Origin of the sequence: Kordia sp. (assembly GCF_965224175.1) — a bacterium.
Taxonomy (GTDB): domain Bacteria; phylum Bacteroidota; class Bacteroidia; order Flavobacteriales; family Flavobacteriaceae; genus Kordia.
In genome coordinates this window covers 4,372,166-4,387,600 of the sequence record NZ_OZ245041.1, presented here as the reverse complement: position 1 = coordinate 4,387,600, position 15,435 = coordinate 4,372,166, and the positions used below count along the sequence as shown (strand labels likewise).

The 15,435-nt window shown below is 33.7% G+C and carries 16 protein-coding genes; 5 read left to right on the top strand and 11 right to left on the bottom strand.

Going from position 1 to position 15,435, the window contains the following annotated elements:
- Positions 1-8: 8 nt before the first annotated feature.
- Genes mraY through mraZ form a run of 6 tightly spaced genes read right to left on the bottom strand, consistent with a single transcriptional unit; the run spans position 9 to position 6,417 of the window.
- The gene (gene mraY / locus ACOQOS_RS19040) at positions 9-1,244 is read right to left on the bottom strand and encodes a phospho-N-acetylmuramoyl-pentapeptide-transferase (protein WP_420572063.1); all 1,236 of its coding nucleotides are present in this window, start codon (positions 1,242-1,244) and stop codon (positions 9-11) included.
- Between the two features lie 32 nt (positions 1,245-1,276).
- Positions 1,277-2,740 carry a UDP-N-acetylmuramoyl-L-alanyl-D-glutamate--2,6-diaminopimelate ligase gene (locus ACOQOS_RS19035; RefSeq protein ID WP_420572062.1) on the bottom strand — a complete coding sequence of 488 codons (1,464 nt, stop codon included), beginning with the start codon at positions 2,738-2,740 and terminating at the stop codon, positions 1,277-1,279.
- Positions 2,737-4,740 (bottom strand): penicillin-binding protein, encoded by a 2,004-nt coding sequence (locus tag ACOQOS_RS19030; protein WP_420572061.1) that lies wholly within the window; start codon positions 4,738-4,740, stop codon positions 2,737-2,739. The genes ACOQOS_RS19035 and ACOQOS_RS19030 overlap by 4 nt, the downstream gene beginning before the upstream one ends.
- A gap of 6 nt (positions 4,741-4,746) precedes the next feature.
- On the bottom strand, positions 4,747-5,064 hold the full coding sequence (locus ACOQOS_RS19025; RefSeq protein WP_420572060.1) for an FtsL-like putative cell division protein: 318 nt from the start codon (positions 5,062-5,064) through the stop codon (positions 4,747-4,749).
- Positions 5,065-5,066: 2 nt separating this feature from the next.
- Positions 5,067-5,963 (bottom strand): 16S rRNA (cytosine(1402)-N(4))-methyltransferase RsmH, encoded by an 897-nt coding sequence (gene rsmH, locus ACOQOS_RS19020; protein WP_420572059.1) that lies wholly within the window; start codon positions 5,961-5,963, stop codon positions 5,067-5,069.
- Positions 5,950-6,417: a division/cell wall cluster transcriptional repressor MraZ gene (gene mraZ / locus ACOQOS_RS19015; RefSeq protein WP_420572058.1), complete on the bottom strand. Its 468-nt coding sequence runs from the start codon at positions 6,415-6,417 to the stop codon at positions 5,950-5,952. The genes rsmH and mraZ overlap by 14 nt, the downstream gene beginning before the upstream one ends.
- Before the next feature lie 284 nt (positions 6,418-6,701).
- On the opposite strand from mraZ, the gene ACOQOS_RS19010 reads away from it, so the two are divergent.
- Complete coding sequence (locus ACOQOS_RS19010; RefSeq protein ID WP_420572057.1) at positions 6,702-7,466, top strand: alpha/beta fold hydrolase; 765 nt, start codon at positions 6,702-6,704, stop codon at positions 7,464-7,466.
- A 6-nt stretch (positions 7,467-7,472) separates the two neighbouring features.
- On the top strand, positions 7,473-8,081 hold the full coding sequence (yihA, locus tag ACOQOS_RS19005) for a ribosome biogenesis GTP-binding protein YihA/YsxC (protein ID WP_420572056.1): 609 nt from the start codon (positions 7,473-7,475) through the stop codon (positions 8,079-8,081).
- Here the strand turns inward: yihA and ACOQOS_RS19000 are convergent.
- On the bottom strand, positions 8,056-8,430 hold the full coding sequence (locus ACOQOS_RS19000; RefSeq protein WP_420572055.1) for a GTPase: 375 nt from the start codon (positions 8,428-8,430) through the stop codon (positions 8,056-8,058). The two genes, yihA and ACOQOS_RS19000, sit on opposite strands and share 26 nt — an antisense overlap.
- Before the next feature lie 207 nt (positions 8,431-8,637).
- Between ACOQOS_RS19000 and ACOQOS_RS18995 the strand changes: the two genes are divergently transcribed.
- Positions 8,638-9,390, top strand: coding sequence for a DUF5995 family protein (locus ACOQOS_RS18995; protein ID WP_420572054.1), 753 nt, complete (start codon positions 8,638-8,640; stop codon positions 9,388-9,390).
- A 44-nt stretch (positions 9,391-9,434) separates the two neighbouring features.
- Here ACOQOS_RS18995 and gldC read toward each other — a convergent pair whose 3' ends face one another.
- Together gldC and gldB are read right to left on the bottom strand one after the other, a co-directional pair.
- On the bottom strand, positions 9,435-9,773 hold the full coding sequence (gene gldC / locus ACOQOS_RS18990) for a gliding motility protein GldC (RefSeq protein ID WP_420572053.1): 339 nt from the start codon (positions 9,771-9,773) through the stop codon (positions 9,435-9,437).
- Positions 9,773-10,723 (bottom strand): gliding motility lipoprotein GldB, encoded by a 951-nt coding sequence (gldB, locus tag ACOQOS_RS18985; RefSeq protein WP_420572052.1) that lies wholly within the window; start codon positions 10,721-10,723, stop codon positions 9,773-9,775. Before gldB ends, gldC begins: the two co-directional genes overlap by 1 nt.
- Before the next feature lie 112 nt (positions 10,724-10,835).
- Between gldB and nadE the strand changes: the two genes are divergently transcribed.
- Positions 10,836-11,624: an NAD(+) synthase gene (gene nadE, locus ACOQOS_RS18980; RefSeq protein ID WP_420572051.1), complete on the top strand. Its 789-nt coding sequence runs from the start codon at positions 10,836-10,838 to the stop codon at positions 11,622-11,624.
- A gap of 162 nt (positions 11,625-11,786) precedes the next feature.
- Positions 11,787-12,416 carry a response regulator gene (locus ACOQOS_RS18975; RefSeq protein ID WP_420572050.1) on the top strand — a complete coding sequence of 210 codons (630 nt, stop codon included), beginning with the start codon at positions 11,787-11,789 and terminating at the stop codon, positions 12,414-12,416.
- A 96-nt stretch (positions 12,417-12,512) separates the two neighbouring features.
- Here the strand turns inward: ACOQOS_RS18975 and ACOQOS_RS18970 are convergent, their stop codons facing one another.
- Together ACOQOS_RS18970 and dnaG are read right to left on the bottom strand one after the other, a co-directional pair.
- A complete protein-coding gene (locus ACOQOS_RS18970; protein ID WP_420572049.1) occupies positions 12,513-13,268 on the bottom strand; it encodes a hypothetical protein in 756 nt (251 codons plus the stop codon).
- A gap of 169 nt (positions 13,269-13,437) precedes the next feature.
- Positions 13,438-15,390, bottom strand: a complete 1,953-nt coding sequence (gene dnaG / locus ACOQOS_RS18965) for a DNA primase (protein WP_420572048.1) — start codon at positions 15,388-15,390, stop codon at positions 13,438-13,440.
- Positions 15,391-15,435: the final 45 nt, after the last annotated feature.

The following is a 15,435-nucleotide window of genomic DNA, read 5'->3' as shown; positions in this document are numbered from 1 at the left end:
CTGTTTTTTTATCTTAATTTCAGTGTAACTATTGTTAGAATTGCCAGTAGAATTCCGACAATCCAGAACCTTGTTACAATTTTACTTTCATGATATCCTAATTTCTGATAGTGATGATGTAATGGCGACATTTTGAATATCCTTCTTCCTTCTCCAAATTTCTTTTTCGTGTATTTGAAATAGCTCACCTGCATTACTACTGATAAATTTTCCGCTAAGAAGATTCCACAAAGAATAGGAATCAACCATTCTTTACGGATTGCAATTGCAATTACAGCAATTATTCCTCCAATAGTTAAACTTCCAGTGTCTCCCATAAATACTTGTGCTGGATAGGTATTATACCATAAAAATCCTATTAATGCTCCCACAAAAGCAGCTATATAGATGGTGATTTCTCCAGCTCTTGGTATGTACATGACATTCAGATATTCAGAGAAGATTAAGTTTCCTGAAATCCAAGCGAATATTCCAAGTGTAAGCGCTATAATGACGGAAGTTCCTGCGGCGAGTCCGTCAATTCCATCAGTTAAGTTTGCACCATTAGACACTGCTGTAATGATGAATATTACTATAGGAATAAAGATCAACCAAGCATATTTTGCATATTCTGGATTTATCCATGTAATCAATTTTGCGTAATCGATCTCGTTATCTTTTACAAACGGAATCGTAGTTTTCATAGAACGCTTTTCTTCTCCAAATTTCGTTGTTGGTACATCTTTATTAGCAACAATTTCTTGCTGTTGACTTAGCGGCAATTCTTCACGTATGGTTACGTCTTGGTGAAAAAATAGTGTTGCTCCAACAATGATTCCTAATCCAACTTGACCAAGTACTTTGAATTTTCCTTTTAGTCCGTCTTTATCATTTTTAAACTTTTTTATGTAATCATCTATAAAACCAATGATTCCCATCCAAATTGTAGTTACCAATAATAGAATGATGTATATGTTTTCAAGTTTAGCAAATAGCAATACTGGTACTAGAGTTGCCAAAATGATGATGATTCCTCCCATTGTTGGTGTTCCAGCTTTTTCTTTTTGCCCTTCCAATCCTAAGTCACGAACCGTTTCTCCAATTTGTTTTGTTCTCAGATAACTGATAATTCTTTTTCCATAAATGGTAGAGATCAACAACGAAAAAATTACAGCCATAGCCGCCCTGAAACTCAGGTATCCAAATAAGGATGCTCCTGGAAACTGGTATTGCTTTTCGAGATATTCAAATAAATAGTATAACATATTTCTTTATTGTTGCGCTCTTTTAAAACTGGTTATTCGTTGAGATTATCTAGTATTTCTTTGGCGATTTTATAATCATCAAAATCAGTACGTTTTCCTTTCACTTCTTGGTAGGTTTCATGTCCTTTTCCAGCAATGAGAATGATATCATTTTCATTTGCCATTTGACACGCTGTTTTTATAGCTTGTTTTCTATCCGTTATTGATAGTGTTTTTTTATAGTTTTGAGGTTCTACACCTTTTTCTATGGCTTCAATGATTCCCATAGGATCTTCACTTCGTGGATTATCAGATGTAAATATTGCTTTGGTACTTAATGCTGATGCGATGTTCCCCATTTTTGGTCGTTTTGTCACATCACGATCACCACCACAACCAACAACTGTAATTAATTGTTCGTTTCCTGTACGTATGTTATTAATGGTTTCTAGCACATTTTTTAAAGCATCTGGCGTATGCGCATAATCAACAATTGCTGTGATTTTATTTTTTGTGATGAAATATTCAAATCGACCACTTACACTTTCCAGTTCACTGATTAATCGTAGAATTTCAATTTCTTCCAGACCTAATAATTCTGCTGTAGCGTAAATAGATAATAAGTTATACGCATTGAAGCTACCTATAAGCTTTGCCCAAACTTCATTATCATTGATTTTTAAGAGTAATCCTGCCAATCTGTTTTCTAAGATTTGCGCACGATAATCAGCATAGGTTTTTAACGCATAGGTATATTTTTTGGCTTTGGTATTTTGCATCATTACCAAGCCATTTTTATCATCTATATTTACCAAACAAAATGCCTCTTTTGGCAATTCATCAAAGAATTTCTTTTTTACATCTCTGTATTCAGCAAACGTATCATGGTAATCTAAATGATCGTGTGATAAATTCGTAAAAATTCCACCTTGAAATTTGAGTCCAGCAGTTCTTTTTTGATGAATTCCATGTGAAGAGACTTCCATAAAGCAATATTCAACGCCTTGATGATTCATTTCCTGCAAATACTTATTGATAGTCAGCGAATCTGGTGTTGTATGCGTAGCTTTGTACTCTTTATCATCTACTAAAATTTTTACAGTAGATAACAATCCTACTTTGTAACCTGCCTTTTTAAACAGTTGATATAGTAACGTAGCTATCGTTGTTTTTCCATTTGTTCCAGTAACACCTATAAGCTTTAAGTTATCTGACGGATTTCCGTAATAATTTGATGCCATGATCGCCAACGCGCTACTTCCGTTGTCTACTTGCACATACGTAACTCCGTTGATAATTTTCTCTGGAATTTCTTCACAGATTACAGCAATGGCACCAGCTTTTATTGCTGAATTTATATAACTATGCCCATCAAATTCATATCCTTTGATCGCAATAAACACATCATTTAATTGTACTTTCCGTGAATCAAAGACAAGCTCACGTACAGAAATTGTCGTATCGCCAGTTACAGCTTCGATATGAACTTTGTATAATATGTCTTTTAGAGTTTTCACGATAATTCTAGTATGATTCGTTTTTGTGTTCCGATTTTCTTCCCTGCTTCCAATGATTGTTTGGTTACTTTTCCATTGCCTTTGATTTCGACACGTAATCCTAAATTTTCTAGTAATGGAATAGCATCCATAGCAGGCATTCCTACTACATTTGGAATAATGGTTTTATATTTTCTAGCTTTGTCTAAATATTGCTCATAACTATCAGCGACATTTTCTTCGACTTCTTGAATATTTTCTACTTGGTCAAATATTGGTGTATCTCTATAGATTTTGTGTGCAATTTTCTTGAATACAGGTCCTGAAACATCTGCTCCGTAGTATCCAATTTTTCTATCTGGCTCATGAATTACTACAATACATGAGTATTTTGGATTTTCCACTGGAAAGAATCCCGAAAACGTAGAGATATATTCTTTATTTTCTTTAATGATGTAGTTTTTTTGACATGTTCCCGTTTTTCCTGCCATTGAAAAATCTGGCGAATACAAACCGTTTCCAGTTCCATGCTTTTTTTCTACGACATTTTGCATCATTCTTTTAACTTTTTCTACTGTTTCTTTGGAACAGATAGAAGGATTGATGACTTCTTTTTCAAATACTTTTTCGCTTGCATACCAGTTTTCACGAACTGCTTTTACAAATCGCGGACGTACCATTTCTCCATCATTTGCAATGGCGTTGTAGAACGTAAGTGTTTGTAGTGGCGTTAGTGAAACTCCATACCCGAAAGCCATCCACGGAAGTGAAAGTCCATTCCAACCTTTGTCTTTTGGGTGCGGTATTTTTGGCATTCCTTCTCCAGTTATAGGCAAATCAAGTGTTTTATTGAGTCCCATATTGTAAAGTCGGTTCACAAATTTCTCAGGATTTTTACCATAGAAATCTGTTACTATTTTTACAATTCCTGTGTTTGATGATACTTCAAAAGCTTCCGAAGCAGATATTTTACCGTAACCTCGGTTGTTGGAATCACGTACCGTTTTGCCATAAAAGCTAAGTTTTCCGTTTCCTGTATCCACTACATAACTGCTATCAATAACTTTGTCTTCTAATGCCGCAACTATTGCCATTAATTTGAAAGTAGAACCTGGCTCGTGCGATTCACCGACAGCATAGTTTAAACGTTCGTAATATTTACCTTGTGTGTTTCTTCCTAGGTTCGAGATTGCTTTTATTTCTCCTGTAGCCACTTCCATTACAACAACACAACCATGATCTGCTTTGTATTTTTCTAGTTGTTCTAGCAGCGCATGATGTGCAATGTCTTGAATATTTACATTGATGGTAGATATGATATCAAAACCATCTTGCGGCTCTAATTCATTATCTCCAGAAACAGGTTTCCATTGTCCTTTGGCGATTTTTTGTTCTAACCGTCTTCCTTCTTTCCCTCGTAAATATTCACCAAAAGCTCCTTCAAGACCAACACGCGTATAATATCCTTTGTCATCTTTTCGTTCGTAACCAACGGTACGTTCGGCAATAGCTCCAATAGGATGTTCGCGCACTGTTTTCACTTTATCGATGAATCCTCCTTTGAAAGCTCCTAGCTTGAAGATTGGAAATTGTTTGATACGGATATAATCAGCATAACTCAATTTTCGCGCAATTCGCAAGTATTGATTTTTGTTTTTGCGTGCTGTTTTCAACATGTCTTCGTAATGTGCTGACGATTTTCCAAACATAATTGACAACGAATCTGATAATGCTTTTACATTGTCCGTAAATATGTTGGGTTTTACTGTTTTTGTATCGAAAAAGATATCATATTTGGAAACTGACGTTGCTAATAGGCTTCCGTCATCTGCATATACGTTTCCACGACTTGGTGCTATTGTTGCATTTCGAAGCGTGCGCTCTTGCGCCATTTCTTTATACTTATCGCCTTCTACAAATTGAATATTAAATAATTGTACCACAACCGCAATTGCGAAGAGAAACATACCTCCTGCAATAAAATATAAACGATTTAATATGTTTTTTTCGGTTACTGGCATTATTGATTATTGTTGTGACTTTACTCTAATTTTTTTTGGCGGATTTTCAGAAGGCGCCAATCCTTTTGTTGCTACTTTTTCTGTGATGTAAGACTCTAGTTTTAATTGTTGTAATGTTGTCCGCGCATCTACAAATTCACTTTTCAGCTCTTTTACTTCATCATTCAACTTTGCTATTTTATGAACTTTTTCATCTGCCCAATGCGAACTCGCAATCATAATGAGCGCCAAAAACGAAGCAAACACAATGAATCGCCAATTTTTGATGGCATCATCTTTAATGAGAAACTTCCCTTTTAGTATGTCATATACATTTTGTTTCATTATTACAGGCGTTCTGCTATTCTTAGTTTTGCGCTACGCGCTCTGTTGTTTATTTTTATTTCTTCGTTTGATGGAATGATTAGTTTTCCAACTTTTTTGAATGGCACTTCTACTCTACCATAAAAATCTTTTTCTGGCTCACCTTCAAACAAACCATTACGAATAAATCGTTTTACCAATCTATCTTCTAGAGAATGATAGCTTATTAGACTAATTCTTCCTCCTTCATCAAGCACTTCTTGTGTTTGTACTAGAAATTCTTTTAAAACTTCTATTTCTTGATTCACTTCTATTCGAATTGCTTGATAGATTTGCGCCAAAATTTTATGTTCTCTATGATTTGGCAAAAAGCGCTTTAATGCTACACGTAATTCTTCCGTTGTTCTTATTGGCGACTCTTCTCGTACTGCTACTATTTGAGCTGCAATTCCTTTTGCATTTCTTACTTCACCGTATAAAGAAAGAATAGACCGCAAATCTTCTTCTGAATATTCATTTACAATATGATACGCAGACAACTCATCTTCTTGATTCATTCGCATATCTAGGTCAGCTTCAAAGCGTAGTGAAAATCCTCGTTCTGCTTTATCAAATTGGTGTGACGAAACTCCAAAATCACCTAAAACTCCGTCTACTTTTTTAACTCCATAAAATCGCAAGAACTTTTTTAGATGTCTAAAGTTTTGATTGATCAATGTAAAACGTGGATCATCAATTGCATTTTCGAGCGCATCTTGATCTTGATCGAACGCATATAGTTTTCCATGTTCTCCTAAGCGACTTAAAATTTCTTTTGAATGTCCGCCGCCGCCAAAAGTTACATCAACGTACACTCCATCTTCTTTGATATTGAGTCCATCAACTGTTTCTTTTAGCAATACTGGATTATGATATTCCATCTCCATCGTCATTTCCCATTACTTCTTCTGCCAAATCTCCAATATCTACTGCATCATCATCTGTAGCAGCATTGTATTGTTCTTTATCCCAAATTTCAATAATATTGATTGCTGACGAGAGTACTATTTCTTTTTTTATTCCTGCAAAAACCACTAAATCTTTCGGTATCAGCAGTCTTCCCGCAGCATCTATTTCCACCATTCGAACACCTTTATTAAATCTTCGAATGAAATCCACATTTTTCTTTTTAAATCGATTAAGTTTGTTCAATTTTTGCGTAACAACGCTCCATTCACTCATTGGATGCAACTCCAAACACGAGCCAAACAAACCTTCTTTTATGACAAATCCTTCTTGCAAAATTGGAGACAGCTGCCTTTTTAAGTCAGCAGGAACAAGCATTCGCCCTTTAGCGTCTACTTTACATTCGTATGTTCCAATTAAATTTATCACGTGAGAATATGGCTTACCTATTATAAGATTCAAATATATTGAAAAAATTACCACATTTTACCACATTTTACCACTTTGTTGATAAGTTTTTCCACTTTTACACTTAAAACCCTGTAATTACACTACAAATCAAGGCTTTGAAAAGTGGGATTTAAAAAATAAGTTGAAGGTTTTTCTGCGTATTTTTGTTATGTTTCGATATTTTTTGAGACATTTAAAAAAAAGCATTTTAATAATTTCGAAATGCCTATATTTGTCTCTTGTTAAAAAACTGATAGCCGTTAATGAAAGAAAGCTTTAAAAAGGAAGGTAAATTCAATTATCTCGAATTAGGAGAAGGAACACCTATCGTTATTTTGCATGGCTTAATGGGCGGTTTGAGTAATTTTGAAGCCGTTACGGAGAATTTCTCAACAAAAGGATATAAAATTTTAATTCCTGAGTTGCCTATTTATACAATGCCACTTTTAAAGACAACCGTAAAGAATTTTGCGAAGTATGTCAAAGAATTTATACTCCATAAAAAACTCGATAAAGCAATTTTACTTGGAAATTCACTTGGTGGACATATTGGTCTGTTAACAACAAAGTTATACCCTGAATTGGTAAAAGGTTTAGTGATTACTGGAAGCTCTGGATTGTATGAAAGTGCTATGGGTGATGGATATCCAAAACGTGGTGATTACGAGTTTATTAAAAAGAAGAGTGAAGATGTTTTTTATGATCCTGCAGTAGCCACAAAAGAAATTGTAGATGAAGTTTTTGCAACTGTAAATGATCGTAGCAAACTAGTTAAAACTTTAGCAATTGCCAAGAGTGCCATTCGCCACAATATGGGGAAAGATTTACCTAAAATGAACATTCCAACTGGAATTATCTGGGGAAAAAACGATACTGTAACACCTCCAAATGTTGCTGAAGAGTTTCACGAGTTGCTTCCTGATTCTGATTTATATTGGATCGATAAATGCGGGCATGCACCTATGATGGAACATCCAGAAGAATTTAATGAACATTTACAAGACTGGTTGACTAATCGTAATTTTTAACCTGTTATGAAGATAAAATCTGCCGAATTTGTAATGAGTAATTCGGACGTTGCAAAATGTCCTAAGAATCCAATTCCTGAGTATGCTTTTATTGGACGCTCAAATGTTGGAAAGTCTTCGTTAATTAACATGTTGACACAACGTAAGAGTTTAGCAAAAACTTCTGGAAGACCAGGAAAAACACAGTTAATTAATCATTTTAAGATTAATAATGAATGGTTTTTGGTCGATTTGCCAGGTTACGGATATGCACGTGTTTCTAAAAGTACCAAAAAAGTTTTTCAAAAGTTTATTACTGAATATTTCAGCAAGCGCAGACAATTAGTTTGTGGTTTTGTATTGGTAGACATCAGACATGAACCTCAAAAAGTTGATTTGGAGTTTATGCAATGGCTTGGAGAAAATCAGATTCCATTTTGCATTATTTTCACAAAAGCAGACAAATTACGTCCTTCACAGATAGATAAACATGTAAATTCGTATCGTGAAAAATTACTAGAAGATGTTTGGGAAGAAATGCCGCAATATTTTGTGACTTCTTCTTCAAAAGCGATTGGTCGTGATGAAGTTTTAGATTATATCGGTCAAATTAATCAAGATTTGAAAAATTCATAGTTTTTGCTTTCGTTTCTATCAAATGAATAAGTGCTTCTGAATTTTCTACATTTTCAATCTCACTTTTTGGAATCCATTCTTTTAATTTTTGATGTTCCTCTAGAAAAATAACAGGATATTTAGTATCTATATTTTTATATTTTTTTTCAAATTCATCATTGTGTAAAAATTCCAGCGGAAGCTTCGTAGTTTCACGAAATTGCCTCCACAATTTATTTTCCGCGAAAGCATCATGTGTTATTGCACATAGTTTACATTGATAGGTCTTAGGACTGATGAGTTTGTGCGCCATATCCAGTAAACTATTTACCTTACCTGATTTTGCATTGTATATGAAGATGATTCTCATGTCTGCCGCCTGTTGTTTGTTAAGTTGTTTACCTTCTAATTTATTTCAAATAATGAATTCAGAAATTATAGATTACAAAATTGCTTCTTTCAAAAATCCTCAAAATCTAACAACTAATAAACCTATATAAAGAATGAGTCGTATAAATTACAGTTCCTTTTCAAGCTGAATCATTTTTTATACTTTTAAGAGATCAAAACATATATCATGCAAGCTACCAATATTGATGAAGTCATTTCATTTTTAGATCAAATCATAGAAGAAAACAAAGAAATTCCTAGCACAATGGGTTATTTTGCTGCTTTGTATCAAAAAGTTACCTGTAAAGTAAAAGAAGGGATTGAGAATGATTTTTTTGATGATAATCCACGCATGGAGAAATTGGATGTTATTTTCGCAAATCGTTACTTACAAGCCTATACTGAATTTAAAAACGGAACAAAACCTACAGCATCTTGGCAAATTGCTTTTGAAGAAGCTGATACATATTGGTTGATCGTACTCCAACATTTATTGTTAGGAATGAACGCACACATTAATCTTGATTTAGGAATTGCTGCGGCCGAAGTAATGAAAGGAAAAGATATTCAGCTTTTAAAAGGTGATTTTGATAAGATTAATGTTATTTTAAGCGAGTTGGTTCACGATGTTGAAAAAGAATTATCACTCATCTGGAAAACGCTTGTCAAGATCATTAAAGTCACAGAAAAATTTGACACTATTTTAATTGATTTTAGCATGAAACTCGCCCGTGATGGCGCATGGAAATATGCTGTTTCATTAGCGGATGCTCCAGAAACTGATTGGCCACAATTAATTACCGCTAGAGATTTAAAAGTAGCCAAAAAGGCTGAAATTGTTATTGATCCTGGTTTTCTTATTAAAATTTTACTGAGAATTATCAGACTTGAAGAAACAGGAACTATTAGAACACGCATTGAGATTTTAGAGAAAGATTAAATCCTAAGCTTTACTCAACTGAACGTTTTCTTTTACACTGTAATTTATTTTTTTACAATTTCTAGTTTTTCTGCAAAATAATCACAAAAATCTAGCATTGTAGCAGACATTTTTTCATCATTTGTTGCACGTTGAAATGTACGTGCCATAGAAACTAATGTTTGATGGTAAAATACTTTCATTTCATCGACAGGCATATCTTTTGTCCATAAATCGATACGTAAACTTTCTTGTGCTTTATGGTCCCAAACTGACAACATCACTGCTTTTGAAGGTTCATTTTCTACACCACCATCTTTTGCTGTCCAATTGATTGCTTCAGGAACATTATTTTCATCTACAGTTACTGCTATTTTTATCTCAGACTTGAGTTTATTCGCCATTATTTCTTTGGTTTGTACTTTGAATTATTAAAAATTTCTTTAGGAGGTTTTACCAACATATTTTGCAAAGATACGTCATTATTTTTCATATATGCCTTTACTATTCGATAGCCAATGTAACGACCAATTCCTCCAGGAGATTGACTATCTAATTCAAGATAAAATTTAGAAAAAGGTGCTAGATTCAAAAAGCGATTATCTAGTTTACTATCTGTACTATACAGAAGTTCTTTTTCTATAAAATATGTCCAAATTTGTGCTTCATTTTCAGTTGCCCAATTTGCTTGTTGATCCGTATATCCAAACTGTAACGCAACACCAGCTTTTGGCACTAAAAGAGATTTTATGTATTCTATTTTTCCTTGATATATCATTTTACTTAAAAAGTCACGACTTCTTGAAGGTCGCAATTGTGTATATGCAAATTCATTTGCGATATCTACAGGAATCATTTCTTTTTCAAAACCTTGTGAAATGTATTTTTGAATTCCATCATAATATTTATGATCTGCGCCTAAATATGTATTTAGAGCAATTAGAAACATATCTTCGTATAGAATTACTTTTTTACGATAATCTTCTGTAGTGACAGTTACTATTTTTGGCGGATCGTACGCAGGAAAGTAAAACTCAATATGTTGCAATACAGATTTTATGTCTTTATATACTGGCGTAAAATCTGTAAAGACTGCATCAATTTCAGTTTTTAATTCTTTTTGTAAAGGATCGTTCATTGTATATATCCAAGTAGAATCGGGAACTGAATTTGGAAAAAATAATGGATATGCTTTTTTAAGTTTAGGCAAATCTGAAGGTTTAGCATCTAAAAATACTTGCTCAAATCGCACTAAATCCACATCTACTGGTATAGCAGCAATTTCTTTTTCGAGCGTATTTTCATCAGCACAAGCGATAATGACCAATAAAGACAAGTATATTATTTTTTTCATATTATTTTCAAATTGTTCAACCTATAACGCAAACTGCATTTATAAATTTTATTCTGCATCTATATTTGTCTGCAAATTTACTTTTTTTATCTTGTAAAAAAATCGAAAATAGATGAAAACTGATAAGGTAATTGAGCATATTGTAACTTGGTTGAAAGACTATGCAACCAATGCTAAAGTGAATGGATTTGTTGTAGGTGTTTCTGGAGGAATTGACTCCGCAGTTACTTCTACTCTATGTGCAAAAACTGGCTTACCAACACTTTGTATTGAAATGCCTATTCATCAAGCTAAAAGCCATGTAACACGTGCACAAGAACACATTAAACAATTAAAAAAACGTTTTGATAATGTAAGTGATGTTCGTGCAGATTTAACTCCCGTTTTTGAAGAATTTAAAACAGAAGTCTCTTTAGAAGGCGAACAAGCAACTGTTGATATGGCTTTGGCAAATACTAGAGCTCGTTTACGAATGACTACTTTATATTACTACGCAGGCTTGTTAGGCAGATTGGTTGCTGGAACAGGAAATAAAGTAGAAGATTTTGGAGTTGGTTTTTACACTAAATATGGAGACGGCGGAGTTGACTTGAGTCCGATCGCTGATTTGATGAAAAGTGAAGTTTATCTATTAGGAAAAAACTTAAATGTTCCTACATCAATTATGGAAGCAAAACCGTCTGATGGTTTGTTTGGAGATGCTCGAAGCGACGAAGATCAAATTGGAGCTAACTACGATGAACTTGAGTGGGCTATGCGCATGACAGACCAAGGAAAAACCGCTGAAGATTTTACAGGAAGACAGCAAGAAGTGTTCAAAATCTACAAAAGATTCAATACGTCTAACCGACATAAAATGATTCCAATTCCAGTCTGCATAATACCGCAAAATCTTACATAAAAAATCACCTTTTTTAATAGTTTTTATAAAAATTTGTTTAAATTTGTTGCTACAGACCCCCTAAACCTGAAATAAAAATTGATTCGTTTTTATGTTAGCATGACATAACGAACCTTTCTTTATGTGATGGTCTGATTTAATAATAACTTTAAAAACTAAATTATGGTTAAAGTATTAATTGCAGACAATCATCCCATTGTTCGAAAAGGAATCAAATCCTTGTTTAAGAACTCTACAGAGATTGATGTAGTAGGTAAAGCTGCTACAACTTCTGAGCTTTTTGATTTTATCAGTCAAGAGCGTGTAGATGTTGTTTTACTTGAGATGGACATCCCTGAAGTCAATGGAATTACTGCTTTGAGAAGACTTAAGAAAGACTTCCCTGACGTGAAAGTGATTATGTTTAGTTCTCATTCAGAAGATGTTTACGCTGTAAGCACATTGAGAGCTGGAGCCTCTGGTTACTTATCAAAATCTGTAGCTACAAATGTTATTAAAGACGCGATTGTGAAAGTTGCCAATGGAGGCATCTATATCAGCAACGAATTAGCACAACGTCTTGCATTTGATGAAAGCACAAACAAACCCCGTAGATTCTTTAGACGTTTATCAACTAGAGAAGTTGAAGTATTAAAACTTTTAGCTTCTGGTAAACGTAACAAGCATGTCGCAGAAGAATTAAACCTAAACGAAAAAACTGTGAGCACATACAAAGCTCGCCTAATGCGTAAGTTGAATGTAGACAACTTAGTTGATCTATTACAACAAGCAAAAGCATTGGAATTACTGTAATTGCATTTTAAAGAATTAATTCTTTAACTACAGTTAGAAAGATTTTCATGATGATATTTATAAGTTCTTTTTAGAATTTATATTTATCATCATTTTTTAATCATAAAGTTTTCCAGGGAAGCTTACACAACCGCCACAAATAAGTATTGTAGAGTTTCGTGTTTTTATGTGTTTGATGAGTTTCTCTTCTAATGGTGAAAGTGGTAGTTTTTCTTTTTCTTCTAAACGTTCTAATGCATGTATTCCAAAAGCTTGTAATTCAGGATTGAACGATTTCAACCATTTTCTAAAGTATGTTGCATTTCTGATATTATCCAAATAGATACCGCCATGTTGCAATGCTTCATTCGCCACAGGCGAATAACCACAAGAAAATCCATAGGTTTTCCTTTCTTTTAATTGATCTACAAAATCTGAAATTCTAAAGTTAGTTTCGTATAATTTATTGTGTAGCTCAATATGTGTGGATAGTTTTTCGTAATCAAAATACGAATTTATATTTCCAGTGCCTGCTTCATAACTAATTAAACAAATGATGGCGTCTTGTTTTGAAAATACATGTACTTTATATTCTTTATATCTTGAATATCTTCCTAGAGGATGATCGACAATAATCGTATAGATTGATTGTTTTAGATTGTTATCTAGCATTCTTTCAAATTCAAAACCGCCTCTCGTGGGATTGATAGTCCGAATGTATTTAAATTTTTTCTTTTCTAAAAAATCAAGGTCAAATTCTTGATAGTTTTTAAAATATCCTTGAAGTTCATAGTCTGCATCGATCCCTTCCTGACTTTGCGAACATAGCAACAGTGATTGCAACAAAATTATACAAGTAATTATTTTTCTCATGTGTGATTGCTTCTGGTTACATAACTCTTTTCAACTACTCAGAAAGTGATTTTTTTTAAGAAGATATAATCTTTGATTTCTTCCAACGCACTTTGCAACTCTTCCATTTGGGTATCTGCGGAAAGACTGAGTTTTTAAAACTTACACACTTCATGAGCTAGAATCGTTTTTAAATAACTCTCATAAGATATTGAGAAAGAATATTTTTCAAGCGATTATACTCATTTATTTCTTCCAATATACTCTCATTGAATTCTACATCAATCGTTTTATGCATCAGTCTTTGTATTTTTTCATAGATTAACTTACGCCTTAAATTCAATACAGTATCAGTCGTTAATTTATCAATTGACTCTTCCTTGGGTTTTACAACTATATTTTGCGACTCCCAATTATGTATTTGATAGCGATCTTCGTGCATCAAAATATCCGCAACTTCATTTGCAACCTCTTCTTCTAACCCATTCATAAATATATCTATCTGTAGGTCACCAGTTTCATTAAGCTTTTCAATTGCCTTGTAATATATTATTTGAAACTTTTCATTAGCCAAATCAATTTCGTCTTGTTGTAAATCAAGAAAAAGCTTTTCATAAACTTTAGCTTCAAATAGTTCTTTTTCAATTTTCAACTCACCATCTTCATCCTCTTTCTGAATTAAATCTTCAAACATTACCTCCATGTTCCCATAGAGCAAAAGGATTTCAATGAGTTTTCGTTCTAATACATATTGTACATCAACACTCTCAGCCTTTTCTTTTGGCTTGATGACTTCAAATGCTTTTTTCTCTTGCTTTACTTTTTTGTTCGCATCTTTTACCTCTTTGTTTTGCAATTGTGCCAACGTAGCAAATAATACTTCTTCCGAAATATCCATGATACGAGATGTTTCACGCAAATATAATTCTTGTTTGATACGATCAGAGACTTTGGAGATACTCGACATCATATCATTGATGACTTCTGCTTTTTTGATGGGATCGTTTTTAGCAACTTCCATCAGTAAAGAAGCTTTGTAACTAATGAAATCTTTTACATTGTTTTCAAAGTATGCCAACACATCTTCCAATGCATTGTTTTTGGTAAAACTATCCGGATCATCTCCATCAGGAAATGTACAAACACGTACATTCATTCCTTGCTCTAAGATCAAATCTACTCCACGAAGCGACGCACGAATTCCTGCAGCATCTCCATCGTAGAGAATGGTAATGTTTTTTGTTAAGCGATTTATTAAACGGATTTGTTCCGCTGTCAAAGCAGTTCCAGAAGAAGAAACTACATTATGAATTCCCGCTTGATGCATCTGAATTACATCCGTGTACCCTTCAACTAAATAACAATTATCTTCCTTAGCAATAGCTTGTTTTGCGTAATATAAACCATAAAGCACTTTACTTTTATGGTAGATATCACTTTCTGGCGAATTGAGATATTTTGCTGCTTTTTTATCATTTGTCAAGATACGTCCTCCAAAACCAAGTACGCGTCCACTCATACTGTGAATAGGAAACATGACTCTGCCTTTGAAACGATCGAAACGCTTTTCGCCTTTGACAATTGTTAAACCCGTTTTTTCTAAATAAGTAAGATTGTATCCTTCTTTTAGCGCTTCATCTGTAAACGCACTCCATTCGTCTAGCGCATATCCTAAACCAAATTTCTTAATCGTTTCTGAAGAAAACCCTCTTTCTTTAAAATAGGTAAGTCCAATTGCTTTTCCTTGTTGCGAATCCCAAAGTGTGTTTTGATGATATTTTTTAGCATATTCAGACACCAAATACATACTTTCTTTTTCATTTGCTAGTGCTTTTTCTTCATCAGTACGTTCGGTTTCTTCAATTTCAATTCCGTATTTGTTTGCTAGGTATTTGATTGCTTCTGGATACGTAAAATGCTCATGCTCCATTAAAAAAGCCACTACATTTCCACCTTTCCCTGAACTAAAATCTTTCCAAATTTGTTTTACAGGCGATACCATAAATGAAGGTGTACGCTCGTCTGAGAATGGACTCAGTCCTTTGAAATTACTTCCCGATTTTTTGAGTTGTACAAAATCGCCAATCACTTCTTCTACGCGAGAAATGTCAAATACAGCATCTATGGTTGATTTTGAGATCAAAGGTTTCGGGATTTTTAGGAATGAACTTCAAAAATACTAAGTTTC

Excerpts from the sequence above, each read along its gene's own strand:
- ACOQOS_RS19025 (WP_420572060.1), bottom strand. The coding sequence starts at position 5,064 with ATGAAACAAAATGTATATGACATACTAAAAGGGAAGTTTCTCATTAAA.
- ACOQOS_RS18970 (WP_420572049.1), bottom strand. The coding sequence starts at position 13,268 with ATGAGAAAAATAATTACTTGTATAATTTTGTTGCAATCACTGTTGCTA.
- ACOQOS_RS19010 (WP_420572057.1), top strand. The coding sequence starts at position 6,702 with ATGAAAGAAAGCTTTAAAAAGGAAGGTAAATTCAATTATCTCGAATTA.
- gldB (WP_420572052.1), bottom strand. The coding sequence starts at position 10,723 with ATGAAAAAAATAATATACTTGTCTTTATTGGTCATTATCGCTTGTGCT.
- rsmH (WP_420572059.1), bottom strand. The coding sequence starts at position 5,963 with ATGGAATATCATAATCCAGTATTGCTAAAAGAAACAGTTGATGGACTC.
- nadE (WP_420572051.1), top strand. The coding sequence starts at position 10,836 with ATGAAAACTGATAAGGTAATTGAGCATATTGTAACTTGGTTGAAAGAC.
- gldC (WP_420572053.1), bottom strand. The coding sequence starts at position 9,773 with ATGGCGAATAAACTCAAGTCTGAGATAAAAATAGCAGTAACTGTAGAT.
- ACOQOS_RS18995 (WP_420572054.1), top strand. The coding sequence starts at position 8,638 with ATGCAAGCTACCAATATTGATGAAGTCATTTCATTTTTAGATCAAATC.
- yihA (WP_420572056.1), top strand. The coding sequence starts at position 7,473 with ATGAAGATAAAATCTGCCGAATTTGTAATGAGTAATTCGGACGTTGCA.
- ACOQOS_RS18975 (WP_420572050.1), top strand. The coding sequence starts at position 11,787 with ATGGTTAAAGTATTAATTGCAGACAATCATCCCATTGTTCGAAAAGGA.
- mraY (WP_420572063.1), bottom strand. The coding sequence starts at position 1,244 with ATGTTATACTATTTATTTGAATATCTCGAAAAGCAATACCAGTTTCCA.
- ACOQOS_RS19000 (WP_420572055.1), bottom strand. The coding sequence starts at position 8,430 with ATGAGAATCATCTTCATATACAATGCAAAATCAGGTAAGGTAAATAGT.
- ACOQOS_RS19030 (WP_420572061.1), bottom strand. The coding sequence starts at position 4,740 with ATGCCAGTAACCGAAAAAAACATATTAAATCGTTTATATTTTATTGCA.